This window comes from Chitinimonas sp., from assembly GCF_041904975.1.
In the GTDB taxonomy this organism is placed as follows: Bacteria; Pseudomonadota; Gammaproteobacteria; order Burkholderiales; family Chitinimonadaceae; genus Chitinimonas.
This window is the reverse complement of record NZ_JAYRLZ010000043.1, coordinates 1-21,207: the sequence shown is the minus strand read 5'-3', so window position 1 is coordinate 21,207 and position 21,207 is coordinate 1. Positions and strand designations below refer to the sequence as shown.

Here is a 21,207-nt window from a genome sequence, read left to right as displayed (position 1 = left end):
TAAAACTGTTCCTGATGCCGGTGGCCGAGGTGTATGGCCTGGAGCCCGGTGCTGCAGTCATCGCCTATGAGGATCTTGGCAGCCGTGTACCGCAGTATGGCGAGGCGTTGCCGCCGCTACGCCGCTTTGAAGACCACGGCAGGCAGATCGGCGTCGGGCCGAAAATGCTCGGCCGCGTACTCGATGGGCTGGGGCGGCCGCTGGATCGCCGGGGCATGGTGGCAACTGATGCGCATGTGCCCTTGTTCTCCCGCCCGTTCAACCCGCTGGATCGCGTACCGGTGGCGCAGGTGCTCGATGTGGGTGTCCGTGCCATCAATGCCCTGCTCACTGTGGGCCGTGGTCAGCGCCTTGGTCTGTTCGCCGGCTCCGGCATTGGCAAGAGCGTGCTGTTGGGAATGATGGCGCGCTTTACGACGGCCGATGTGGTGGTGGTTGGCCTGATTGGCGAGCGTGGCCGCGAAGTCAAGGACTTCATCGAGAACATTCTCGGTAGCGAAGGCCTGGCCCGCTCGGTAGTGATCGCCGCACCGGCCGATACGCCACCGCTTCTGCGCTTGCATGGCGCTGCCTATGCAACGGCGGTCGCCGAGTACTTCCGCGATTGCGGTGCCAATGTGTTGCTGATCATGGATTCGCTTACCCGTTACGCCATGGCGCAACGCGAAATCGCTCTGGCCGTGGGCGAGCCGCCAGCTACGCGCGGTTATCCTCCGTCGGTATTCGCCAAACTGCCCGCCCTGGTCGAGCGCGCCGGCAATGGCCGCGATGGCAGCGGCTCCATTACCGCGTTTTACACGGTGCTCAGCGAGGGTGATGACCAGCAAGATCCGATTGCCGATAGCGCCCGGGCCATTCTGGATGGCCATTTCGTGCTGTCGCGGCAACTGGCCGATGCCGGGCACTATCCGGCAATCGATATCGAGCAGTCGATCAGCCGGGTGATGACCGATATCGTGCCTGCGAGCGAGCTTGACCATGTGCGGCGCTTCAAGCAGCTGTATGCGCGCTACCAGCGCAGCCGCGATCTGATCAATGTTGGCGCCTATGCACGCGGTTCCGACCCCTTGCTTGACGAGGCGATCATGCGCATGCCGGTTCTGGATGCCTTTTTGCAGCAAGGCATAGACGAGCGCGAGCCCTATGATTCCGCCCGGGCGCGTCTGGCCGCGCTGTTTCAGGGCTGATTGGCCATGGCCCGCGCATTCCAGTTCGATTTTCTGCTGCAACGCGCTATCGACAGGCGCGAAGCGGCGGCGCTGGCGATCGGTAATGCCAGTCTGCGGGTACAGGCGGCTCGCGAGCAGCTGGCGCAGATCGAAGCATATCGCGACGAGTACCGGCTGCGCCTCAATACCAATGCTGGCCGTGGCATGCATATGCATCAGTGGAATGATTTTCAGCTGTTTCTGGCCAAGCTGGCAGGCGCAATCGAGCAGCAGATGGCGGAAGTCGAGCGGCAACTCGCTGCTCTGGAGTCTGCTCGGCAGTTCTGGAGTGAGTGCGTCAAAGAAGTAAAAGCCTTCGAAGCCCTGCAGCAGCGCCATGATTTCCGGGAAGCGCAAGCTGATAATCGACTCGCACAACGCCAGTCCGATGAATGGTCGGCCAATATGGTGCGACGCCGACATGGCAATGATTGATTTCGTTGTATTGCAGGGCTGGCAGATGCCGCTGTGTTGATTCCCTGGAAAAGCTAGCTGGCATTGTCGTTGCTTTAAGAGCTCATCTGCCGCCACGGCCTAGCCAAGGAATCGTCCATGTCCAGCCTGCTCGCCAATCCTGTTGTGCAAACCCAGGCATTACCGGCTCAGTCGGGCAAGGGCAGCGCCAAGGAGCTCAACCCTGCAAGCCTGTTCGACCGCACGCTCAGCAAGCAGATTGCTGTGCGCCAGGCGGCCGATGCCGGTAACGCTGCGGCAACGCCCGCAGCGGCGGTGCCGCCACCCGCCAAAAGCAATAAAGCCGGTAGCGCGCCGCAGGCGCAAAGTACTGGCACGAGCCGGCCCTTGCAAAAGCAGGCAAAAGCGGATGAGGGTGATGCAAGGTCCGGCGCGCCGGAATCGGTCGATCACGCGACCGAGCCAACTCAAAGCCAGGCGCCAGATACAGCCAAAGAGGCCAAGGATAAGCCCGATAGCGAGCAGGCTGCCGATATCGTGCAAACGACTCAGGCGCCGCCCGATACCCAGGTCGGCACGGGCGGTCTGGCAGCCTTGCTTGCCCAGCTGCAAGCGCTGTCTGCCGCGACAGCGCCGACCGCGCCGCAATCTGAGGGGGCATCAGGCAAGTTGGCACGCACGGCAGCCATGGCGCATGCACTGGGTGAGCGTGCAGGCGACAAGGGAAAGAAAGATGCAACTGACAGCACATTGCTAGCCAGCTTGGCTGAAGGCGGACAGCGGCAACTATCGCCGGCGACAATTGCCGAGCCAGGCAAAACCGATATGTTGTTCAGCACCTTGATGGAGACAAAACAGACGGAGTCGGCGGCAACGATAGTGGCGCCATTGGCCGTCGCGGTGCCGCAGCGCAGCGATACGGTACGCAGCGCGAACAATCCCGCCCAGCTGCGCATAGAGAACACCATTTTCCAGCCGGTAGGTGGCGATGGCTGGGATAGTGCTTTGGGTCACCAGGTGGTGATGATGGTCAGCAACCAGCATCAGGAAGTAGAGCTACAACTGAATCCACCGCATCTGGGGCCGCTCGATATCAAGCTCAGCCTCGACAAGGATCAAGCCAGCCTGACCTTTGTCGCGGCTACGGCGCCGGTACGTGAAGCGCTCAATGCCTCCTTGCCGCGCCTTGAAGAAATGCTGGCGGAATCTGGAATACAACTTGCTCAGAGCAATGTGCAGACGCGCAGTAACGACGGCGGTCGTGAGCAGGGTGGCAATCAGCGGCAGGGCACGCGCAGTCGCAACGACGGGCTGGCGATGGACGATGTGGTAGCGCCAAACGCGGCGAGATCGAGTCGCGTGCTAACGGGTTTGCCGGGAAATGTGAACCTGTTTGTCTAGTGGCGATGGCAAGCGCGGCGGCAGCTGTCATGCCGAAGGCGCCGCTTGCTTCGCTGGCAGTTGGGGGTAAGCCGGAAGGAATCGGCCGAAATGCGACGACAAGACGATGTTGTACAGATGTGCGGCAGGAGGTGTCGGGAAGTGGGTGAAAGCCGCACCAATCCTTGTTTGGGTGACATGTTTGCTTTATAACTTGGCATAGCGGGGCAGTGTTTTACCTGCCTCAACAGGCAAAGCAACAACATCCGGAAAGGACCGACTCCATGGCAGAAGCCAAAAAAACCGCCCCGCCAGCGGAGGCAAGTGACGGTGGGCAAAAAGGCAAAAAGCCTGTTCTGCTTTACCTGATTATTGTGCTGTTGGTATTGGTAATACTGGTGGGCGGTGCTGTAGCGGCGTGGTTGGTTCTTTCATTGTCGGCCGGTCAGGCTGGTGGGGCCGAACCGGTAGCGAGTGAAGAGCACGAGCCGGAAAAAAATAAGGAAAAGAAGGAAAAGAAAGACAAGAAGAAGCACGAGGAAGCGCCGGTGTTCGAAAAACTCGACACCTTTACGGTTAATTTGCAGGGCGGTACGGTACTTCAGACCGAGATATATGTAAGAGTCGCTGATGAGAAGCAAAAGGAAGTCATCAAGAATTTCCTGCCTTTGATCAGCAGCAATGTCAATCTGGTACTGAGTGCAAAAAAGCCAGATGAACTGGCAACGACAGACGGGAAGCTCAAGCTGATGGCCGAACTCAAACAGACCATCAATAAATCGCTTGGCGCTAAAGATGACGAGGAAGGTGTCATGGGCGTTTCGTTCAAGACCTTTATCGTCCAATAAGTGATCATGTAGTGAATCGGGGCGATCATGGCTGATGATATTCTTTCCCAGGAAGAGGTCGATGCGCTGCTGCGCGGTGTGACCGGGGAAGACGAAGATGCGGACGAGGGGCTGGATGCCTCGGCGATCCGCGCCTATGACATCGGTCGCCAGGAGCGGATTGTGCGTGGGCGTATGCCCACGCTGGAGGTGATCAACGAACGCTTTGCCCGTAACCTGCGCATCGGTCTGTTCAATTTCATGCGGCGCTCGGCCGAAATATCGGTCGGGCCAGTGCGTGTCCAGAAGTACAGCGAATTCATCCGCAATCTCGTCGTTCCGACCAATCTGAACCTGATTCATATGAAGCCCCTGCGCGGTACGGGCTTGTTTATTTTCGATCCGGATTTTGTGTTTCTGGTAGTGGACAATATGTTCGGCTCGGATGGCCGATATCATGTCCGGGTCGAAGGCCGTGATTTTACTCCGACTGAGCAGCGTATCATCCAGCGCCTCTTGGAAGTGGTGATGGATGAATACCGCAAGGCGTGGGAGCCGGTATTCAAAACCGAATTTACCTATGTCCGCTCGGAGATGAACACCCAGTTTGCCAATATTGCAACGCCGACCGAAGTGGTGGTGGCATTCACGTTCAAGATCGAACTCGGTTCAGGTGGTGGCGATTTCCATGTGTGCTTCCCGTATTCAATGATCGAACCCTTGCGTGACCTGCTGTATAGCTCGATGCAGGCTGACCGTATGGAGGCCGATAATCGCTGGGTAAAGTTGCTGTCCCGCCAGGTGCAATCGGCCAATGTCGATTTGATTGCTACTTTGGGTACGGCCGAAATTACGCTGGGTGAAATTCTCGATCTGAAAGTAGGCGATGTGATCGGTATTGATATCCCGGAGAAAATCACTGCCGAAGTGCATGGCGTACCGCTGCTGGAAGGAAGCTATGGCACCATGCATGGTCAATATGCGCTGAAGGTCGACAAGATTCTGACCACGCCTGAAGAATTGATGCTCGACGATGAGCCCTTGGAGGAGTTGAGCGATGAGTAACGAAACCGAAGAACAAGGGCTGGATGACTGGGCTGCTGCGCTCGCAGAACAGCAGGAGCATGAGGCTGCCGCCATGGCGGCTACGGCGAGCGTAGCACCGGCAGCTACGCAGACGCAGAATCTTGCCCCTGCCGATATTTTCCAGCGTTTTGACAATGAACCGGAAAAGCCGACGGGGCCATCCAGTATTGATATGATCATGGACATCCCGGTGACCATGACCGTGGAGTTGGGTCGTACCAAGATCGCCATTCGCAGCCTGCTGCAGCTTGCTCAAGGTTCGGTGGTTGAGCTGGATGGTCTGGCAGGTGAGCCGATGGATGTGATGGTAAACGGCTGCTTGATTGCCCAGGGTGAGGTGGTGGTGGTCAATGATAAATTCGGTATTCGCCTGACCGATATCATTACCCCGGCCGAACGCATACGTCGTCTGCATAAATAAGGTATTGATGGTTTCTTTCCTGATTACCGCCGCCAGTTCGGCAGCGCTTGCCGCTCCGGCTGCCCAATACGGCAGCATGCCGCCCGCATCGCCAGGTGTATTCAGTGTTTTCCAGGTGGTGTTTTCACTATTGCTGGTCTTGCTGGCGATTTTTGCCACTGCCTGGATGGTGCGCCGCCTCGGCCCTGGTCAGTTGGGCGGAAAGCAGCTTCGGGTAATCAGTGGCGTGATGGTTGGCCCAAAAGAGCGGGTGGTAGTCGTGGAGGTGGCTGATACCTGGCTGGTACTCGGCGTAACCCAGTCCGAAATCAGTCATTTGCACAGCTTTCCTAAGCCGGCTGATGCGGAAGTGCCGGCCACTTCTGCGCCGGTATTTGCGGAGCGATTGTCCGCCATTCTGAAGGCGCGCAAGCAGCCGGCCAGCAAGGAGCCGGCATGAGGCAATCCCGGATTTGGCTGCTGCTGTGCCTGATTTCCATGCAAGTGCATGCGGCAGCGCCGGGGCTGCCGCTGCTTACCAGTCAGCCTGCTGGCTCGGGACAAGCCTATTCGCTGACCCTGCAGACGCTGCTTTTTCTCACCAGCCTGACGTTTTTACCGGCGCTATTGCTGATGACCACGGCATTTACGCGCATCGTCATCGTATTGTCGATGCTGCGGCAGGCCTTGGGCACCATGCAGGCGCCGCCCAATCAGGTGATTGTCGGCCTGTCCCTGTTTCTTACTGTCTTTGTCATGTCGCCGGTGCTCGACAAAATCTGGAACGAGGCCTATCAGCCGTATAGTGAAGATAAAATCACCTTCAATGAGGCTGTGGAGCGCGGTTCCAAGCCACTCAAGCAATTCATGATGCGGCAGACCCGGCAAAAGGATCTGGCGGTATTCATTCAGTTATCCAATAGTGCCAAGCCGAAGACGCCGGACGACATAAGTCTGAAAGTGTTGATTCCTGCCTATGTCACCAGCGAATTGAAGACGGCATTCCAGATCGCCTTTCTGGTGTTTATTCCATTCCTGATCATCGATATGGTGGTTGCCAGTGTCCTGATGGCCATGGGCATGATGATGGTCTCGCCGGTGGTGATATCCCTGCCATTCAAGATCATGCTGTTTGTGCTGGTAGATGGCTGGACGCTGCTGATTACCTCGCTGGTACAGAGCTTTTACGTTTAGCAGGAGGGTCGATGTCGCCGGAAATGGTCATTACCATCGTGCAGCGTGCATTTGAAGTGATGATATTGCTGGGCGGTCCGATGCTGCTTGCCGGCCTGCTGGTCGGCTTGATGATCAGCGTATTTCAGGCGGCTACCCAGATCAACGAAGCGACGCTTTCATTCATCCCGAAATTATTGGTGACCTTCCTGGTGGCAGTGCTGGCCGGCCCGTGGATGCTGGAAACCATCATGGATTACACAATCCGGCTGTATCAGAGCATTCCATCCATGGTGGGCTAGCCTGTGTTCGCAGTAAATGAAGCGGAAATCAATGCCTGGCTGACGGCGCTGTTGTGGCCGTTTTTCCGGATATTGGCCATTTTTGCGGTTGACCCGTTTTATTCCAGCCGGACCATCCCGGTCCGGATCAGAGTGGGATTGGCGCTGGCCTTGTCGATCTTGTTATCGACATCACTCCCGCCCATGCCGCACATCGAGCCGGTATCGCCGCTTGGTATATTGATCATCATCCAGCAGATCATCATCGGGCTCGCCATCGGCTTTACCATGCGCCTGATATTTACAGCAGTTGAAATGGCCGGTCATCTGGCAGGCCTGCAAATGGGCCTGGGATTCGCCAGCTTTTACGATCCGCAGCATGGTGCCAATACAGCGGTTGTAGCGCAGTTCGCCAGCTTGCTGACCTTGCTATTGTTTCTGGCCATGAATGGACATTTGCTGGTTATCGAAACCCTGGCGAAGAGCTTTGTCTGGCTGCCGATTACTGCCGCACCGATCAAACTGGCTGCGCTCGAATTATTGGTGAAATCGGGCGGGCAAATATTCCAGCTGGGGCTATTGCTCTCCTTGCCGCCGGTTGCGGCCTTGCTGATCACCAATATGTCGATCGGTGTCATGTCTCGGGCTGCGCCGCAGTTCAATGTTTTCGCAGTCGGCTTTCCGCTTACCTTGGCAATTGGATTGGCATCCCTGTATCTGTCTTTACCGATGTTTGTGCCGCATGTGCATGCCTATCTGGAGGCGGCCAGCAAATTGGCATACCAGATTGCCAAGGCATTTACGCCCTAATGCCGATCGCGCGACGTCGGTGTTGAGCAATAAAAAGCCGCATGGATGATCACCATGCGGCTTTTTTGAAGGCCGATAAGCTGGCCATATATTTGGTGCCCGGGGTCGGAATCGAACCGACACGCCTTGCGGCGGGGGATTTTGAGTCCCCTGCGTCTACCAGTTTCACCACCCGGGCAGGTAGGAAGGCGCGGATTATTGCAAAGAGCGCGGCACCGGTCAACCCTCTTTCAATTGCAGTGCGCGCTGATACAGCGCATTGCGGTTGCCGCCGCTGATTTCGGCTGCGAGTTTGACCGCCTGTTTCAAGGGCAACTCGCCTAGCAAGGGTTTGAGCAGGCTATCGAATTCGGTGTCGCCAGCAGCCGTGTCGGCTGGTGCCGCCTCGATCAGGATCACTAGTTCGCCGCGTTGCTGATTGGAGTCGCTGGCAACCCACTGCGCCAGTTCGCCCAGCGGTGCGCGGCGGATGGTTTCAAAGGTCTTGGTCAGTTCGCGCGCCAACACGGCAATGCGCTCACCGCCGAATACGCTGGCCATATCGGCGAGGCTGTCTGCAATGCGATGCGGTGCTTCAAAAAAGGCGACGGTATGGGGCAGACCGGCCAGGGTGGCCAGCTCAGCCTGCCGTGCCCCGGTTTTGGGTTCCAGAAAGCCGTGAAAGTAAAAGCGTGGCGAACGCATGCCGCCCGCCGCCAGTGCTGCCAATAGTGCCGATGCGCCTGGAATCGGCACTACCTTGAAGCCGGCTTGGTGCACAGCCTCGACCAGTCTGGCGCCGGGGTCGCTGACGGCCGGTGTGCCGGCATCTGATACCTGGGCGATGGCTTCGCCGGCGGCCAATCGCTCGATCAATCGGGCCGCCGCTTCGCGCTCGTTGTGTTCACGCAGGGACAGCATCCTGGCGTCGATACCCATGCGTTTGAGGAGTTGGCCGGTAACGCGGGTATCTTCGGCGGCGATGCAGTCAACCTGGCGCAATACGTCCAGAGCGCGTGGGGTCAGGTCGGCCAGATTCCCGATCGGGGTGGCCACCACATATAATGCCGGTCGTTCAATCAAATACGGCTCGCCATGCACGGTGTTGTTTCCTTAAGCTGGGTGCCGCCTTATGCAGCGACGGCATTTTGCCTGTCGTGCCCATACCCTGCCAGCGTATTGATGCGCGCCGCCATGATCGGGCGGGCAGGGCGCCACGCCTCCGTTGCGGTGCAGGGCCGACAATGAAAGCCAGTGGCGACCAGGCAGAGGCCGCGGCCGAGCGTTATCTGGCCGCCCGAGGTTTGCGCATGGTGGCGCGCAACTGGCGTTGTCGCTTCGGTGAAATCGACCTGATCTGTACCGATGGCGCCGTGCTGGTATTTGTCGAAGTGCGCAGGCGCGCAAGCCAGCAGTTCGGCGGCGCAGCCGCCAGTATCACTAACCATAAACAAGCCCGCTTGGTTGCTGCTGCCCAGCACTATCTGGCAACGCTGGCGCGCCAGCCGGCGTGCCGATTCGATGCAGTATTGTTCGAGGGCGATGCACATATCAGCTGGCTGAAAAACATTATCCAATTGTGAAAGCATTCTGATGGACCTGATCGAACGTGTTAACCAGCATTTCCTCGACAGCCTGGCGGCAAAGGAGGAGGCGCGCAGCCTGTTGTGTGCACCCGCCGCCGCCGCCGCCGAGCGCATGGTGGCTGCGCTGATGGGGGATCGCAAGATTCTTGCCTGCGGCAATGGCGGCTCGGCGGCCGATGCGCAGCACTTTGCTGCCGAGATGGTGGGCCGGTTCGAGAAGGAGCGGCCGGGCTTGGCGGCCATGTCCTTGTCCACCGATACCTCGGTGCTGACCGCCATCGCCAATGATTACGACTACGACCTGATCTTCTCCAAGCAAGTGCGGGCCTTGGGTCAACCGGGTGATTTGTTGCTGGCGATTTCCACCTCGGGGAACTCCCTCAATGTGGTGGAAGCCATACACGCCGCGCATGAGCGGCAAATGACGGTAATTGCCCTGACCGGGCGCGACGGCGGCAAGATCGCTGATATCCTGTCGGGCGACGATATCCACCTGAATGTGCCGGCTGCGCGCACCGCGCGTATCCAGGAGGTGCACATGATGCTGATACATGGCATCTGTGACGCCATCGATTTCATTTTGCTTGATGGGGAATAAGGCATGCTAGCAAAGCAAGTCCTGCGGGCCGGTAGTGTGCTCGCACTTACCGTACTGCTCAGCCAGCTCACCGCCTGTGTACCACTGGTGGTGGCAGGCGCAGCGGGTGGTGTGGTGGCTGCACAGGATAGGCGGCCGACGGCGGTGCTGTGGAATGACCAACAGATCGGGCTGCGCGTCGGTGAGCGCATCGATGCCAAGTTCGGTAATGCCAGCCATGTGAATGTGAATAGCTTCAACCGCGCCGTGCTGTTGACCGGGGAAGTGCCGGATGAAGCGACCCGCGTCGAAGTCGAGCGCCTGGCGCGCGAAACCCAGGATGTGAAGCAGGTGTACAACGAGGTGGCGGTGATGCTGCCGTCGAGCCTGTCGGCACGTGCCGCCGATACCGGGCTCACTACCCGGCTCAAGGCGCGCATGCTCGATAGCAAACGGTTTTCGCCCATCCATGTCAAGGTGACCAGCGAGCGCAGCACGGTGTATCTGATGGGATTGGTGACACGTCAGGAAGCCAAGGATTCGGCTGAAGTCGCCAGCCAGACGCCTGGCGTGGAAAAGGTGATCACCTTGTTCGAGTTTATCGATTGATAGCGCACACCGCTAAGGCAGGTAGTCAACCAGCAAGCCGCTGACCCGGCGCAGCCGTTGCGACAGAAGTCGTCCGATGCGTCGCAGCAGCTTCAGTGCAATGATCGGCCGGCTGTCACACAGCTTCTCGAAATTGTCGCGCGACAGAACGGCTATCGTGCTGTCGACCGCGGCCATTACCGTAGCCGAACGTGGCTCGCCATCCAGCATCGCCATCTCGCCGAATACCTTGCCGGCGGCCATGCTATAGAGCGGCTTGCCGGCTGCTTCCTCATTGCGCTTGCTGACAATCAGGCGGCCGTCCAGCACCATGCCCATATAAGCGGCCGAGTCGCCTTCCTTGAAGATCTGGGTGCCCGCCGGCACTTGGTAGACTTTCAACAGGCTGGCCAGATGGAGCAGTTCGCTGCCATCGAGCTCACTCAGGGCTTCCGAGGTTTCCAGCTTGCTGCGCAGCGCGGGCGAGCCGGCGAGATCGAAGGCTTCGAGTTTCAGGGTTTTCAGGCTGTGATCATCGGCGGGCATGATGGTCGGCATTTCACAAGGATTCACCCATTCTAGCCGGGCAAGCACCATGTTGATCGACACTCATTGCCACCTCGATGCACCGGAGTTTGATGCTGATCGCGACGAGGTAGTCAGTCGGGCAGAGTCGGCTGGCGTCGGACAGATCGTCGTTCCGGCGATTACCGAGGCGACATTCGACGCAACGCTATCGATGCGCGAGCGTTACGGCTGCCCGGTAGCGCTGGGCCTGCATCCGATTTATGAGCGAGCGCATCGCCACGCGCATCTGCTGCGCTTGCGTACCCTGCTGGAAGCGCAGCGCCCGATCGCCGTGGGTGAAATCGGTCTGGATTTCTTTGTCGAAGGGCTTGATGCGACGCGCCAGACTGAATTGTTTGCCGAACAGCTCAAACTGGCGCGCGATTTTGATCTGCCGGTACTGTTGCATGTGCGCAAGTCGCAAGACCAAGTGCTCAAGCAATTACGGCGTTTCGGTGTCACCAAGGGTATTGCCCATGCCTTCAATGGCAGCCCGCAACAGGCCGATGCCTATATCCGGCAAGGCTTCAAACTCGGCTTTGGCGGAACGCTGACATTTGAGCGTGCGCTCAATATCCGCCGTCTTGCTTGTGACTTGCCACTCGAGGCCATTGTGCTGGAAACCGATGCGCCCGATATTCCGCCCGAATGGGCCTATCGCCAACGCAACGAGCCGGCCTACCTGGGGCGCATTGCCGAGCAGTTGGCGATGCTGCGCGGCATATCGGTCGACAAGTTGGTCCTTGCTACGGGCGACAATGCACGCCAGGTACTACCGGGGCTTGCTGGTCCGGCCGTCGTTTAACGCTACAATTGGCCGCTTCTGCAAGGATCTACCATGACGACCACGCGCTTTACCGGCACCGATAGCTATATCGCCACACCCGACCTGATGCTGGCGGTCAATGCGGCCATCACCCTGCAACGACCCTTGCTGATCAAGGGCGAGCCGGGAACCGGCAAGACCCTTCTGGCCGAGCAGGTGGCCAGCTCGCTCGGCGCACCGCTGATTGCCTGGCATATCAAGTCCACCACCAAGGCCCAGCACGGCCTGTATGAGTACGACGCGGTGGCCCGGCTACGCGATGGCCAGCTTGGCGATGAGCGGGTTCGCGATATCGGCAATTACATTGTGCGCGGCAAGCTGTGGGAAGCCTTCGAGAGCGAGCGGCAGGCAGTGTTGCTGATCGATGAAATCGACAAGGCCGATATCGAGTTTCCCAATGATTTGCTGCGCGAACTCGACCGCATGGCCTTCGACGTTTATGAAACGCGCCAGACCATCGAGGCGCGCCATCGTCCCGTCATCATCATCACCAGCAATAATGAAAAAGAGCTACCGGATGCTTTCCTGCGCCGCTGCTTTTTCCACTTCATCCGCTTCCCGGATCGCGACACCATGGCGCGCATCGTCGATGTGCACTTTCCTGGCTTGCGCGAAGATCTGCTGAAAGAAGCGCTTTCGCTGTTTTATGCGGTGCGCGAATTACCGGGCCTGAAAAAGCGCCCGTCGACGTCGGAACTGGTGGATTGGCTCAAGCTCTTGCTGGCCGAAGGCGTGGCACCCAGCCAGCTGCAGCTGACCGACGCCCTGCCGCCAATGGCCGGCGCCTTGCTCAAGAACGAGCAGGACCTCAGCCTGTTCGAGCGCCTGAGCAAGATGGTTCGCGCACGCCAAGCCTGAGAAGCCGTTTGCAAGGAGGCTGTGCGGCCGTGATCCGGGCTTGCACAGTGCTCTGAATCCTCATGCACACCAGTGCATTCCGGTTCCCGCGCGCTGGGCACCCCCGGACTCGCGATCCCTCGCTGATTATTCAAACAGCTTGTGCGGGCGCGGGGCCTTGATGGCCTACTTGCTATCGCGCAGCCAGGTCTGGGTGCGGCCGAATAGCGAAAAACCGATAAAGCCGCGCACTTTGAGTTTCTGGCCCTCGTCCGCCAATTCGAGCTTGACGTTGTATTCGCTGCCATCGGCCGGGTCGATGATCTTGCCGCCATTCCAGATATTTCCGTCCTGTTTGAGGCCGGACATGATGTTGAGCCCGATCAGCGGCTGGTCTTTCAAAGCACCGCGGCATTTGGTGCAGTTGGGGTTGGGCGGATTGAATACATTGACGATACGCCCCTTCAGTTCACCGCCATCCTGATAGATCTGGATTACCGATTCGACCTTGCCATTCTTGTCGCTGATGGTTTTCCAGTTACCCAGCGGGCTGTCGAGCTCGCCGGCCATACTGCTTGCCATGAGCAATGTTGCGACTACGGTCAAACCGGTGTTCTTCATGCCTGTCTCCTGGCAGCTCTGTCTGCCTTGCATTACAAATGGTCGTCGCCCGTTGCACTCTCGGGTGCGAACGGATCGGCAGCGCCCGAAAAAATCCGCGCTAGGATAGCCCGTTCGCGCCGGGCAATGGTTGCCAGAAAGCTGTCGGCGCCATTCATGTGTAAAAACGCCGCAACACCGCGCTCGAGAAAATCCTGCAGCTCCCCAAGGCCGGCCAGATGGGCCGGGCCGTGCGCCAGCTTCAAGGCCATTTGCACCAGTGGTTTTTTCACCACCACATCCAGCTCGTGGCCGAGCGCATCGACCAGGCTGATCTGCTCTTCACGCAGCGCGCGATTGCCGCACAGGCGATAGGCCTGTGCGTAGCTGTCTGCGCTGATGGTCTCTACCGCCATATGGTCGAACAGCATGCTGACCATGGCCTGATCCAGCTCGCGAGTCAGCCGGTTCAGATGCAGGGCGCTCTGGATTGCTGCCATGGCGCGCTGCGGCAACAAACGCTGCATTTTTGATACCACACGCTCGCCATCATGGTCGCGCTTGCTGAAATCGCGCGGACCGTACAGGTCTTGCAGGAAGAATTCGGTGGCAGGGGCGAAGCGTGGATCGGCACAAAGATCGGCATAGCTGTGGCGGAGTCGCTCTGCCTGCCACTGGGCAAGCAGGTAATGCGGGCGGCTCAGGCCGCTTTCGGCGATGGATTGTTCGAGGCAGGTGTTCATGGTTGTAGCGAAAATGCGAAGGACAAAAAACCCACAGCGTTGCATTGCCGCCAAGCCACAATGCCAATGGCAACAGGCGTTTGCGTGGTCAGGCGTAAAAAAAGCGACGTAGCATTCATGCAACAGTGTTGTTTCGGTGCCGGATTGTAAAACGAAAAGGTCAAGAAAAACTGGTACTTAGCGAAACAAGTTCACGATAATTCACTCCAAGAAGCGCAGATCGCTCGGGCGCCACAAGCTGGGCAACACCTCGCGCCGAATCGTGACACCAACCAGTTCGACCTTATCTTTCACCTTATCAGGAGTGCATCATGGCCAAGTCGTTGAAGAAAGCTAGCGAAGAAAAACAGTATGCTCACGTTATCCTTGAATCGGCCAACCAAATCTGGCTGGCTGGTCTTGGCGCATTTGCCAAGGCCCAAGGCGAGGGCGTGAAAGCTTTCGATCACCTGGTCGAGGCTGGCAAGCAAGTTGAAGAAAAGAGCCGTAAATCGGCTGAGGAGAAAGTCGTGGCGGTAACCAGCAAAGCAACCGAAACCTGGGACAAGCTCGAGCAAGTATTCCAGGATCGTGTCGCCCGTGCCCTGAACGCACTGGGTGTACCAAGCAACAAGGACCTGTCGGACCTGAACAAGCGTATCGAAGAGCTGAACAAGAGCGTCAACGAGCTGCTGAAGAAGCAGGCCGCCAAGCCAGCCGCTGCCAAGGCCGAAGAAGCCAAGCCAGCTGCCAAGGCCGAAGTCGCCGCAAAGCCGGCAGCTGCCAAGGTTGAGGCTGAAAAGCCGGCCGCCAAGGCTTGATTGTTCCGGGGCTGGTCCGGCGTAGTTCCGCCTGTTGGCGGAAGTCGCGCAGATGGCCCCAGGTGATGCCAGCGGGGCGGCGCTTATGCGTACGCCCCGTTCTGTTTCTGCGGGACGGCCTTGCGGTACGCCATGGCGTGCGCGCTGCGCTAAAATCCGCCCCCTCGCAATATCGGAGTACCTCTCATGCCTAGCCATCCTCATCCCAAACAACCGCGCATCGGCTTGAATCTGGCCGCTGGCGGGCCATTGGGCGCCATCTACGAGGTGGGGGCGCTATGCGCGCTGGCTGAAGTGCTCGATGGCGTCGAGTTTACCGATCTCGATGTTTATGTCGGCGTCAGTGCCGGTGGGTTCATATCTGCTGCGCTGGCCAACAAGATTTCGCCGCGCGAGATGTACGACATCTTCATCACCAACAAATCGCGTGAGGTCAAACTGGAGCCGGGGCAATTCCTGAAACCGGCTTATCGCGAATACCTGCGTGGTGCCATGGCGTTGCCGGAGTTGATCGGCGAAGCATTCTGGCAATTTTTTACCCGCCCGCGCGAGGTAGGTGTGGCTGGCGCTTTCATGCAGCTCGCTCACGCCATTCCGACCGGCATGTTCGACAACAATGAAATCGACCGCTTCTTTACCAAGGTATTCACCCAAAAAGGGCGTACCAATGACTTTCGCAGCTTGCGCAACAAGCTGTATATCGTCGCCACCGATCTTGATACCGGGCGGTCAGTGAAGTTTGGCGGGCATGGTCATGACCATGTGCCCATCTCCAAGGCAGTACAGGCATCAGCAGCCTTGCCGGGCCTGTTTCCGCCGGTGGAGATCGATGGCGACTATTACGTCGATGGCGCGCTGAAGAAGACACTGCACGCCTCGATCAGTCTGGATGAGAAGTCCGATCTGGTGATCTGCATCAATCCCATCGTACCCTTTGATGCGCGGCTGGCCCCGCATGGCCACCCGAACAATCGCGATCGCCTGATGCGCGGCGGTTTGCCGGTGGTGTTGTCGCAGACCTTCCGCTCCATCATCCATTCGCGCATGCGCGTCGGCATGCAGAACTACTCGCGCATGTATGAAGGCGCTGATGTGGTGCTGTTCGAACCCAGTCATGGCGATGAGGAGATGTTCTTCTCCAATGTTTTCAGCTATGCCGACCGCGAAAACATGTGCGAGCACGCCTATCAACACACCCGCGCAGACTTGCGGCGCCGGGCAGACGAGCTTGCGCCCTTGCTGGCTCGCCATGGCGTGCATTTGAATCGACAGGCACTCGAGTCCGACAGTTGGCTATCGAAAAAGGCGCATGACCGGTACTGGAAGCGCTTTGACGAAACGCCAGAGCCGGATGCGGGTATCGACAAGCTGTATTTCACGCTTGACCAGCTGCATCACTGGTTGAATGCGCCACACGAATCTTGATGTGGCTGCGCCTCAGTCTTCGAGAACGGATTCAAGGGCAGACAGAAACGCGGTGTGGCGTGACTCGATCATGACGCGCAAGGCGGGCAGATCGCGGCGGTGGATGGCGGCAAGATAGTCGCGGCGGCTGGGTTTGAGGTCGGCCTCATCCGGCCGCTGCCGCAGCAGCTCGGCATAATAGCGGGTGGCGCGCTTGAGATTCATCTGGATCATTTCAAGCAGAATCGGTCGATTGCTACGCGCCAGCAGCGTCTCGAAATAGGCCAGATTGCTTTCCATAAAATAGTTGGCATCGCTGCGCGAGCGCGGCGAATCGAGCGCCTCGGTCAATCGTTCCAGCTCGACCAGTTGAGATTGAACCAGATGGGGCAGGGCATGCTCGAAGGCCAGCAACTCCAGCGCCTTGCGGATATCGACAATATCGGTGGCCTCGGCCTTGCGGGTTCGGGCAACGATGGCGCCACGGTAGGCAAAGTATTCGACCAGACCTTCCACTTGCAGGCGCTGCAAGGCTTCGCGCAGCGGGATCGGGCTTACGCCGTATCGATTGGCCAGTTCTACCTGTTTGAGCGGCTGACCGGCGCGTAAATTGCCGCTGAAAATGTCTGCCCGCATGGTTTGAACGATCTTGTCGACCAATGTGCTCATTGTTCCGCCTAGTCCGATGGCTGCACGCCTGGGTGCTGCGCTGAAAGTTGTACGAAAGTTTAACAAATTGCAGAGGTGTCTTTGTCAACTTAACAGAAATAGATTCATCAGCACTATTCGATGCGATTCGCTCTGCCGATAGATTTTGCTAATATGCCTCGCGCATAGTCGGGTTCCGCAGTAAGATTCGCTTACCTTAAAATGATGTCTGCTGTTCGCGACTGGAACGGCTTTTCGGTCTTTCCTGCTGGATGGTCGAATGTCGTACGAATGTACTGTCACACATTGGCATAGCGTCGCCAATCTCGCGCATGACAGACCGATATCACTACCAAGTTGCCATATAGGCGGTGAACCATGATGAAACTTTTTGAAAGAGTCCTGAACCCGCGCGATATCCGCCGCAAGCTCGGGATGAACCAGGAGGAATTCTGGACCAAGATCGGCGTAACCCAGAGTGGCGGGTCGCGCTATGAGAGCGGCCGCAACATGCCCAAGCCGGTGCGTGAGCTGTTGCGCCTCGTGCATGTGGAGCAGCTCGACCTCAGCCGGGTTCGGCGTGAAGACTTCGAAATCATCGAGTATCTACGCGACCACCACCCGGATTTGTTCAAGAGCCTGCAAAAGGCCGTCAAGACCAAGCAAGAGGGCGGTCAAGCGCCCGAGGCTGGCAGCCAGTAATTCCTGCGCAGCGAGAAGGCATCAGGACGCTCCCTTCTCGCTTGCCCGCCAGTATGCGTCGGGCTGTCTGGATTGCCCCGGATGTCGCATACGTAGTGCCGACTCGGGGCAAGAACTTGCCTGGTGCCCAGTTTGAGCGTCAGGCTGATAGCTTGACGGGTAGTCCGATGGCTTCGATTTTCCTGGCCATTTTTTCCATCCAATCAAGCGGCGCCGCGCTGATTTGCGGGGCTTCGGGCTGTGTGGACGGGCGAGCCACGCCGTACAGCAGCACGCCTTCAAGCCGACAGCCTGTTTCCAGCGCTTTTTCCAGTATTGCAAGATAGGCCGAGACCGCCTCGTCGCCGGGTGGCTCACCATTGCGGCAGAACATGCAGGTCTGAATCCAGGTCGGACAATGCGTGCTGGCAAAATTGAGGTGGCGCAGTATCTGTGCTTCTGACAGCGCAATCTGGTTGATGTCGGAATAGCCATCGATCGGTGCCTGATCGAACTTGAACCAGACCTCGCCATTGAGTCGGCTCATGGTGGTCAACGCGGTCTGGATCTCACTACGGTACATCTGGCTGCCGTTGCTGATCAGCACCAGCTTCAGATCAGTCAGTCCGAATCGGGTTGTCTCTTCGGCAATCAGGTCGATCACTTCAGCGAACTGCTTGCTTGCGGTCGGCTCGCCATTGCCGGACAGGGCAATATCGTTGAGCCTGCGTGCGGATTCGGGCACGTTGCGCACCATGAAGTCGCCATTGACCAGCTCATCGAGCATGGCGGCCAACTCTTCACGCAACAGGGCAAGGTCGATGTCGGGTGGTCCGCCACGGCGCAGATCCGGTACCTGGCAGTAGATACACCGCCAGTTGCAGGCATTGTTCGGATTCAGGTTGATGCCGACCGAAACCCCGCCGGCGCGGCGCGATACTACCGGATAGATATAGCGAAAACCGAGAATATCGCGACGATGATCGTTGACATGCAAAGGTATCGTCGGCTTGCTTGAATCTGCCACGTTGACTGCTTTCAGAAAAATGACCCGACATTGTCGGTAGTGTTGCTCGCCATGGCAAAGTGCGTGAACTGCCAAGGAGGGTCCGCATGACTCAGCTGGCGCAAGGAAAACCGCTGTAGCGCTGTACTTGACCGGCGAGACCGATAAAGCGGGCGCCCATCGAGCGCTCTTATGCAAAGCGGTCAGCTCCGGGTATCGCTGCCGGCTTCAGGCGCGTTTGACCGGAATGATCAGCACCGGCCGGCTGGCATGGCGTACCACTCCCTCGGCAACGCTGCCCAGCAGCAGGTGGTCGAGGCCGGTCCAGCCGTGCGAGCCCATCACGATGATATCAGCCTGCCATGTTTCGGCGTCGCGGGTAATGGCGGCAGAAATCTGCCCGCCCCAGATTTCGACCAAGGCAGTTTCCACCTCGATTCCCTGTGCGCGCATTTCGCTGGCCGCCTTGTCCAGCAATTTGGTGCCGCTATCGCGCAGATTGCCTTGCAATTCGCCCACATCGACAAACTCGGCGCCACCCCAGGTGAACTGGGCAAGATCGATGACATGTACGAGGCGGGTGCGGCCATGTTGCTCGCAGCAAAAGCGGCTGGTTTCCAGCAAGGCCTGTCGCGAGGTTACGCTGTCGTCGACCGGCACCAGGATGCGCTGATACATGATCTGCCTCGTGCTGTGGAGCGGAGCTACAACTATAGCCCGCATCCAGTTGCTTGCCCGAGTCGGGGCGGCTTACACTGGCAGCCATGGCCCGCCTTGTCCTCAATCTTCCCGAGCACTGTTTGTTTGCCACCGACCTGCCTATCGGCATCGGCCAGATCAATTATGGCGGGCATCTCGGAAATGATTCGGCGCTGACCTTGTTGCATGAAGCGCGTTTGCGTCTCTTCGCTTCGCTTGGTTTCAATGAGCGTGAAATCCACGGTTGCAGCCTGATCCAGACTGACGCCTGCCTGATCTACAAAGGCGAGGCGTTCTGGGGCGATACGCTACGCGCCGAGTTGATGGTCGACGACTTCAATAAATACGGTTTCGATGTGTTTTACCGCCTGTGGCGGCTGTCGGATGGCAAGGATATCCTGCACGCCAAGACCGGCCTGATCTTCATCAATATCGAAACCCGCAGACCCGCCAGTGTTCCACCGGCTTTTTCGGCAGTCATGAGTATGGAGATGAAAAAACATGAAACGGTACGCACAGAATAGCCCTGAGGCCATGGCGCGCCTGCTTGTCATGCTGATGATGAGCGATGGCAATATGGATGTCCGGGAAATCGACAGCCTGGAAACCTTGCATATCTACGAAGCGCTGGGCATCAGCCGTACCCGCTTTATCGAGGTGTTGCATGCCTATTGCAATGATCTGTCCGACGAGGCTGACGACGAAGGGCGCATCCAGCTGATTGACCGCTCGCGTATCGATCTGCTGCTCGATGATGTGACTGATCCGCACAAGCAATTGCTGGTGGCAACCCTGGCGCTGGACATGGCCAAGGCCGACAAATCGATTTCCGAGGCCGAGCTGGCCATTTACAGCCATCTGCTGGAGCGCTGGCATCTGACGCTGGCCGATATCGAAGAAGCGTACGCGCGCTGATCTGCCCGGCTTGGATCCGGCCACTTTGCAGGCTGCCGCCCTTTGCTGGGGCGGTTGTTTGCGGGCGTTCGCCGGGCTATCCGGCTGAGGGCGTAGCGAGATGGCGAAACGGTTGAAGCGTGTCGCTGTTTACGCTACACCGCCCTGAGCGGCATTTACCCCGCTATGGTCCTCTCCTTAGTGAGCGGACTGTCGAAATTAGCTTTGATTAGTGGCCTGTCGCCACGCTTGGCCTCATCCTGCTCGCCGCTGAATAACCCGTTCCTTGCCCAGCATTGGGCTGCAACCGGCGCCACGCAGGCTCATGAAGTCATCCTGTTTTTCTCCTTCCGACATATTCATGCGGGCAATCATGCTGGCGGCGACGCTGGCGCTATTGCTGCTGAGCAAGCATCTGCCGGCTGGACTGCCGGCCAGTATTTCGCTGGATCTGGCGCTGCTGTTGCCTGCTGGGGCAGCCATGCCCGGTAGCGCCGATGTCCAGTTTGCCCTGCTGGCGCTGCTGCAGGGCTTGTATGGCGATAGCTACAACATCGCCTTGGCGGCACTGTTGGGCAAGCTGGTCCTGCTTGCGGCCGTCTATCTGCTGTGCCGCGAGGTGGTCGCCCAGGCGCGCATGCCGCGCTGGATGCTGGCCGCGATGTTTCTCGTAGCATTGCTGCTGCTGGCGCGCGCAGGGCACCTTGCCCTGTTTCAGGGTTTCGACCCGGCGCAGACGGCGGTGCTGGCTACTATATCGGGCATGGCGGTCTATCTGCTCGATCATCGTCGCCGTGGTGCCTGGCTATGGCTGCTGATGCTGACCCTGGCTTGCGTGGGGCCGCAGTACAGTTTCCTGCCCGCGCTGGCCGGTGTCAGCCTGTTCCTGGTCAGTCGCCTCGCCATGCTGCCGATCCCGACCGGCTGGCTCCGCGCTCTGTCGCTGGCACAACTGCTGGCCTTGCTGCCGCTGTGTCTGGTGGTATTGCCTGTCCTTGAGCCACGCCTCATGTCCGCCTCGCTGCAAACCCATGCTGCCAGCGCCGCAGGCGGCTCTGCCGCTGTGCTTGCCATGGTCGGCCTTGATGCGCATATCGCGTCGCTGAGCGATTTGCTGCGGCCGTGGGCACTGCTACTGGGTTTGCTAGTGCCGCTGACTCTGCGCCTGCGGCGCCTCTATGTGCGCCTCGTCA

The 21,207-nt window shown here is 58.5% G+C and carries 28 protein-coding genes and 1 tRNA gene; 21 read left to right on the top strand and 8 right to left on the bottom strand.

All coding sequences use genetic code 11. The annotated features are described in order from the left end of the window. From ACE3OH_RS06540 to fliR, 10 genes are all read left to right on the top strand, one after another. Window positions 1–1,187, top strand: a 1,187-nt coding sequence (locus ACE3OH_RS06540) for a FliI/YscN family ATPase (RefSeq protein WP_374349771.1), incomplete at its 5' end; no start/stop codon positions are given. Between the two features lie 6 nt (window positions 1,188–1,193). Then, complete coding sequence (gene fliJ / locus ACE3OH_RS06535) at window positions 1,194–1,643, top strand: flagellar export protein FliJ (RefSeq protein ID WP_374349768.1); 450 nt, start codon at window positions 1,194–1,196, stop codon at window positions 1,641–1,643. A 117-nt stretch (window positions 1,644–1,760) separates the two neighbouring features. Beyond that, window positions 1,761–3,023 (top strand): flagellar hook-length control protein FliK, encoded by a 1,263-nt coding sequence (locus ACE3OH_RS06530; protein WP_374349766.1) that lies wholly within the window; start codon window positions 1,761–1,763, stop codon window positions 3,021–3,023. A gap of 263 nt (window positions 3,024–3,286) precedes the next feature. Continuing rightward, the gene (locus tag ACE3OH_RS06525; RefSeq protein ID WP_374349764.1) at window positions 3,287–3,850 is read left to right on the top strand and encodes a flagellar basal body-associated FliL family protein; all 564 of its coding nucleotides are present in this window, start codon (window positions 3,287–3,289) and stop codon (window positions 3,848–3,850) included. A gap of 27 nt (window positions 3,851–3,877) precedes the next feature. Continuing rightward, complete coding sequence (fliM, locus tag ACE3OH_RS06520) at window positions 3,878–4,894, top strand: flagellar motor switch protein FliM (protein ID WP_374349762.1); 1,017 nt, start codon at window positions 3,878–3,880, stop codon at window positions 4,892–4,894. Further along, entirely contained in the window at window positions 4,887–5,336 is a 450-nt protein-coding gene (gene fliN, locus ACE3OH_RS06515) for a flagellar motor switch protein FliN (protein ID WP_374349760.1), read from the top strand. Before fliM ends, fliN begins: the two co-directional genes overlap by 8 nt. Before the next feature lie 7 nt (window positions 5,337–5,343). Continuing rightward, window positions 5,344–5,775 carry a flagellar biosynthetic protein FliO gene (fliO, locus tag ACE3OH_RS06510; RefSeq protein WP_374349757.1) on the top strand — a complete coding sequence of 144 codons (432 nt, stop codon included), beginning with the start codon at window positions 5,344–5,346 and terminating at the stop codon, window positions 5,773–5,775. Continuing rightward, a complete protein-coding gene (fliP, locus tag ACE3OH_RS06505; protein ID WP_374349754.1) occupies window positions 5,772–6,509 on the top strand; it encodes a flagellar type III secretion system pore protein FliP in 738 nt (245 codons plus the stop codon). The genes fliO and fliP overlap by 4 nt, the downstream gene beginning before the upstream one ends. 11 nt (window positions 6,510–6,520) lie before the next feature. Beyond that, window positions 6,521–6,790 carry a flagellar biosynthesis protein FliQ gene (gene fliQ / locus ACE3OH_RS06500; RefSeq protein ID WP_374349751.1) on the top strand — a complete coding sequence of 90 codons (270 nt, stop codon included), beginning with the start codon at window positions 6,521–6,523 and terminating at the stop codon, window positions 6,788–6,790. Between the two features lie 3 nt (window positions 6,791–6,793). Further along, a complete protein-coding gene (gene fliR, locus ACE3OH_RS06495; RefSeq protein WP_374349749.1) occupies window positions 6,794–7,579 on the top strand; it encodes a flagellar biosynthetic protein FliR in 786 nt (261 codons plus the stop codon). A gap of 93 nt (window positions 7,580–7,672) precedes the next feature. Here fliR and ACE3OH_RS06490 read toward each other — a convergent pair. Continuing rightward, window positions 7,673–7,757: transfer RNA gene (locus tag ACE3OH_RS06490), tRNA-Leu, on the bottom strand. A 41-nt stretch (window positions 7,758–7,798) separates the two neighbouring features. Continuing rightward, the gene (gene rsmI, locus ACE3OH_RS06485; RefSeq protein WP_374349746.1) at window positions 7,799–8,641 is read right to left on the bottom strand and encodes a 16S rRNA (cytidine(1402)-2'-O)-methyltransferase; all 843 of its coding nucleotides are present in this window, start codon (window positions 8,639–8,641) and stop codon (window positions 7,799–7,801) included. Between the two features lie 161 nt (window positions 8,642–8,802). Between rsmI and ACE3OH_RS06480 the strand changes: the two genes are divergently transcribed. Genes ACE3OH_RS06480 through ACE3OH_RS06470 form a run of 3 tightly spaced genes read left to right on the top strand, consistent with a single transcriptional unit; the run spans window position 8,803 to window position 10,330 of the window. Next, complete coding sequence (locus tag ACE3OH_RS06480; RefSeq protein ID WP_374349743.1) at window positions 8,803–9,141, top strand: YraN family protein; 339 nt, start codon at window positions 8,803–8,805, stop codon at window positions 9,139–9,141. A gap of 7 nt (window positions 9,142–9,148) precedes the next feature. Beyond that, on the top strand, window positions 9,149–9,742 hold the full coding sequence (locus tag ACE3OH_RS06475) for a phosphoheptose isomerase (protein WP_374349776.1): 594 nt from the start codon (window positions 9,149–9,151) through the stop codon (window positions 9,740–9,742). Window positions 9,743–9,745: 3 nt separating this feature from the next. Beyond that, window positions 9,746–10,330 carry a BON domain-containing protein gene (locus tag ACE3OH_RS06470; protein ID WP_374349741.1) on the top strand — a complete coding sequence of 195 codons (585 nt, stop codon included), beginning with the start codon at window positions 9,746–9,748 and terminating at the stop codon, window positions 10,328–10,330. Between the two features lie 12 nt (window positions 10,331–10,342). Here the strand turns inward: ACE3OH_RS06470 and ACE3OH_RS06465 are convergent, their stop codons facing one another. Beyond that, window positions 10,343–10,867, bottom strand: coding sequence for a Crp/Fnr family transcriptional regulator (locus ACE3OH_RS06465; RefSeq protein WP_374349738.1), 525 nt, complete (start codon window positions 10,865–10,867; stop codon window positions 10,343–10,345). A 37-nt stretch (window positions 10,868–10,904) separates the two neighbouring features. Between ACE3OH_RS06465 and ACE3OH_RS06460 the strand changes: the two genes are divergently transcribed. Further along, window positions 10,905–11,681 (top strand): TatD family hydrolase, encoded by a 777-nt coding sequence (locus tag ACE3OH_RS06460; protein WP_374349732.1) that lies wholly within the window; start codon window positions 10,905–10,907, stop codon window positions 11,679–11,681. Window positions 11,682–11,714: 33 nt separating this feature from the next. Then, window positions 11,715–12,560 carry an AAA family ATPase gene (locus ACE3OH_RS06455; RefSeq protein WP_374349729.1) on the top strand — a complete coding sequence of 282 codons (846 nt, stop codon included), beginning with the start codon at window positions 11,715–11,717 and terminating at the stop codon, window positions 12,558–12,560. 165 nt (window positions 12,561–12,725) lie between these two features. Here the strand turns inward: ACE3OH_RS06455 and ACE3OH_RS06450 are convergent, their stop codons facing one another. Next, a complete protein-coding gene (locus tag ACE3OH_RS06450) occupies window positions 12,726–13,160 on the bottom strand; it encodes a DUF2147 domain-containing protein (RefSeq protein WP_374349727.1) in 435 nt (144 codons plus the stop codon). Window positions 13,161–13,192: 32 nt separating this feature from the next. After that, the gene (locus ACE3OH_RS06445) at window positions 13,193–13,882 is read right to left on the bottom strand and encodes a hypothetical protein (RefSeq protein ID WP_374349724.1); all 690 of its coding nucleotides are present in this window, start codon (window positions 13,880–13,882) and stop codon (window positions 13,193–13,195) included. A 311-nt stretch (window positions 13,883–14,193) separates the two neighbouring features. Here ACE3OH_RS06445 and ACE3OH_RS06440 point away from each other — a divergent pair, with 311 nt between their 5' ends. Continuing rightward, window positions 14,194–14,682, top strand: coding sequence for a phasin family protein (locus ACE3OH_RS06440; RefSeq protein ID WP_374349721.1), 489 nt, complete (start codon window positions 14,194–14,196; stop codon window positions 14,680–14,682). Window positions 14,683–14,868: 186 nt separating this feature from the next. Next, a complete protein-coding gene (locus tag ACE3OH_RS06435; RefSeq protein WP_374349719.1) occupies window positions 14,869–16,107 on the top strand; it encodes a patatin-like phospholipase family protein in 1,239 nt (412 codons plus the stop codon). A gap of 12 nt (window positions 16,108–16,119) precedes the next feature. On the opposite strand, the gene ACE3OH_RS06430 is transcribed toward ACE3OH_RS06435, so the two are convergent. Then, window positions 16,120–16,755, bottom strand: coding sequence for a GntR family transcriptional regulator (locus tag ACE3OH_RS06430; RefSeq protein WP_374349714.1), 636 nt, complete (start codon window positions 16,753–16,755; stop codon window positions 16,120–16,122). Window positions 16,756–17,115: 360 nt separating this feature from the next. On the opposite strand from ACE3OH_RS06430, the gene ACE3OH_RS06425 reads away from it, so the two are divergent. Beyond that, window positions 17,116–17,436 carry a helix-turn-helix domain-containing protein gene (locus ACE3OH_RS06425; RefSeq protein WP_374349773.1) on the top strand — a complete coding sequence of 107 codons (321 nt, stop codon included), beginning with the start codon at window positions 17,116–17,118 and terminating at the stop codon, window positions 17,434–17,436. Window positions 17,437–17,575: 139 nt separating this feature from the next. Here ACE3OH_RS06425 and ACE3OH_RS06420 read toward each other — a convergent pair whose 3' ends face one another. Together ACE3OH_RS06420 and ACE3OH_RS06415 are read right to left on the bottom strand one after the other, a co-directional pair. Then, complete coding sequence (locus ACE3OH_RS06420; protein ID WP_374349711.1) at window positions 17,576–18,442, bottom strand: radical SAM protein; 867 nt, start codon at window positions 18,440–18,442, stop codon at window positions 17,576–17,578. A 207-nt stretch (window positions 18,443–18,649) separates the two neighbouring features. Next, on the bottom strand, window positions 18,650–19,099 hold the full coding sequence (locus ACE3OH_RS06415) for a universal stress protein (RefSeq protein ID WP_374349708.1): 450 nt from the start codon (window positions 19,097–19,099) through the stop codon (window positions 18,650–18,652). An 86-nt stretch (window positions 19,100–19,185) separates the two neighbouring features. Between ACE3OH_RS06415 and ACE3OH_RS06410 the strand changes: the two genes are divergently transcribed. The 3 genes from ACE3OH_RS06410 to ACE3OH_RS06400 all read left to right on the top strand — a co-directional run. Beyond that, window positions 19,186–19,644, top strand: a complete 459-nt coding sequence (locus tag ACE3OH_RS06410; RefSeq protein WP_374349705.1) for a thioesterase family protein — start codon at window positions 19,186–19,188, stop codon at window positions 19,642–19,644. Further along, entirely contained in the window at window positions 19,622–20,035 is a 414-nt protein-coding gene (locus ACE3OH_RS06405; protein WP_374349703.1) for a hypothetical protein, read from the top strand. Before ACE3OH_RS06410 ends, ACE3OH_RS06405 begins: the two co-directional genes overlap by 23 nt. Window positions 20,036–20,375: 340 nt before the next feature. After that, on the top strand, window positions 20,376–21,207 hold an 832-nt coding region (locus tag ACE3OH_RS06400; protein ID WP_374349700.1), incomplete at its 3' end, for a hypothetical protein.

Coding starts and splice junctions, on each gene's coding strand:
- ACE3OH_RS06450 (WP_374349727.1), bottom strand. CDS start 13,160: ATGAAGAACACCGGTTTGACCGTAGTCGCAACATTGCTCATGGCAAGC.
- ACE3OH_RS06465 (WP_374349738.1), bottom strand. CDS start 10,867: ATGCCGACCATCATGCCCGCCGATGATCACAGCCTGAAAACCCTGAAA.
- fliQ (WP_374349751.1), top strand. CDS start 6,521: ATGTCGCCGGAAATGGTCATTACCATCGTGCAGCGTGCATTTGAAGTG.
- fliM (WP_374349762.1), top strand. CDS start 3,878: ATGGCTGATGATATTCTTTCCCAGGAAGAGGTCGATGCGCTGCTGCGC.
- ACE3OH_RS06530 (WP_374349766.1), top strand. CDS start 1,761: ATGTCCAGCCTGCTCGCCAATCCTGTTGTGCAAACCCAGGCATTACCG.
- ACE3OH_RS06455 (WP_374349729.1), top strand. CDS start 11,715: ATGACGACCACGCGCTTTACCGGCACCGATAGCTATATCGCCACACCC.
- ACE3OH_RS06480 (WP_374349743.1), top strand. CDS start 8,803: ATGAAAGCCAGTGGCGACCAGGCAGAGGCCGCGGCCGAGCGTTATCTG.
- fliO (WP_374349757.1), top strand. CDS start 5,344: ATGGTTTCTTTCCTGATTACCGCCGCCAGTTCGGCAGCGCTTGCCGCT.
- ACE3OH_RS06445 (WP_374349724.1), bottom strand. CDS start 13,882: ATGAACACCTGCCTCGAACAATCCATCGCCGAAAGCGGCCTGAGCCGC.
- ACE3OH_RS06470 (WP_374349741.1), top strand. CDS start 9,746: ATGCTAGCAAAGCAAGTCCTGCGGGCCGGTAGTGTGCTCGCACTTACC.
- ACE3OH_RS06430 (WP_374349714.1), bottom strand. CDS start 16,755: ATGAGCACATTGGTCGACAAGATCGTTCAAACCATGCGGGCAGACATT.
- ACE3OH_RS06425 (WP_374349773.1), top strand. CDS start 17,116: ATGAAACTTTTTGAAAGAGTCCTGAACCCGCGCGATATCCGCCGCAAG.
- ACE3OH_RS06410 (WP_374349705.1), top strand. CDS start 19,186: ATGGCCCGCCTTGTCCTCAATCTTCCCGAGCACTGTTTGTTTGCCACC.
- ACE3OH_RS06435 (WP_374349719.1), top strand. CDS start 14,869: ATGCCTAGCCATCCTCATCCCAAACAACCGCGCATCGGCTTGAATCTG.
- ACE3OH_RS06525 (WP_374349764.1), top strand. CDS start 3,287: ATGGCAGAAGCCAAAAAAACCGCCCCGCCAGCGGAGGCAAGTGACGGT.
- ACE3OH_RS06460 (WP_374349732.1), top strand. CDS start 10,905: ATGTTGATCGACACTCATTGCCACCTCGATGCACCGGAGTTTGATGCT.
- ACE3OH_RS06405 (WP_374349703.1), top strand. CDS start 19,622: ATGAAACGGTACGCACAGAATAGCCCTGAGGCCATGGCGCGCCTGCTT.
- fliP (WP_374349754.1), top strand. CDS start 5,772: ATGAGGCAATCCCGGATTTGGCTGCTGCTGTGCCTGATTTCCATGCAA.
- fliJ (WP_374349768.1), top strand. CDS start 1,194: ATGGCCCGCGCATTCCAGTTCGATTTTCTGCTGCAACGCGCTATCGAC.
- ACE3OH_RS06440 (WP_374349721.1), top strand. CDS start 14,194: ATGGCCAAGTCGTTGAAGAAAGCTAGCGAAGAAAAACAGTATGCTCAC.
- fliN (WP_374349760.1), top strand. CDS start 4,887: ATGAGTAACGAAACCGAAGAACAAGGGCTGGATGACTGGGCTGCTGCG.
- ACE3OH_RS06415 (WP_374349708.1), bottom strand. CDS start 19,099: ATGTATCAGCGCATCCTGGTGCCGGTCGACGACAGCGTAACCTCGCGA.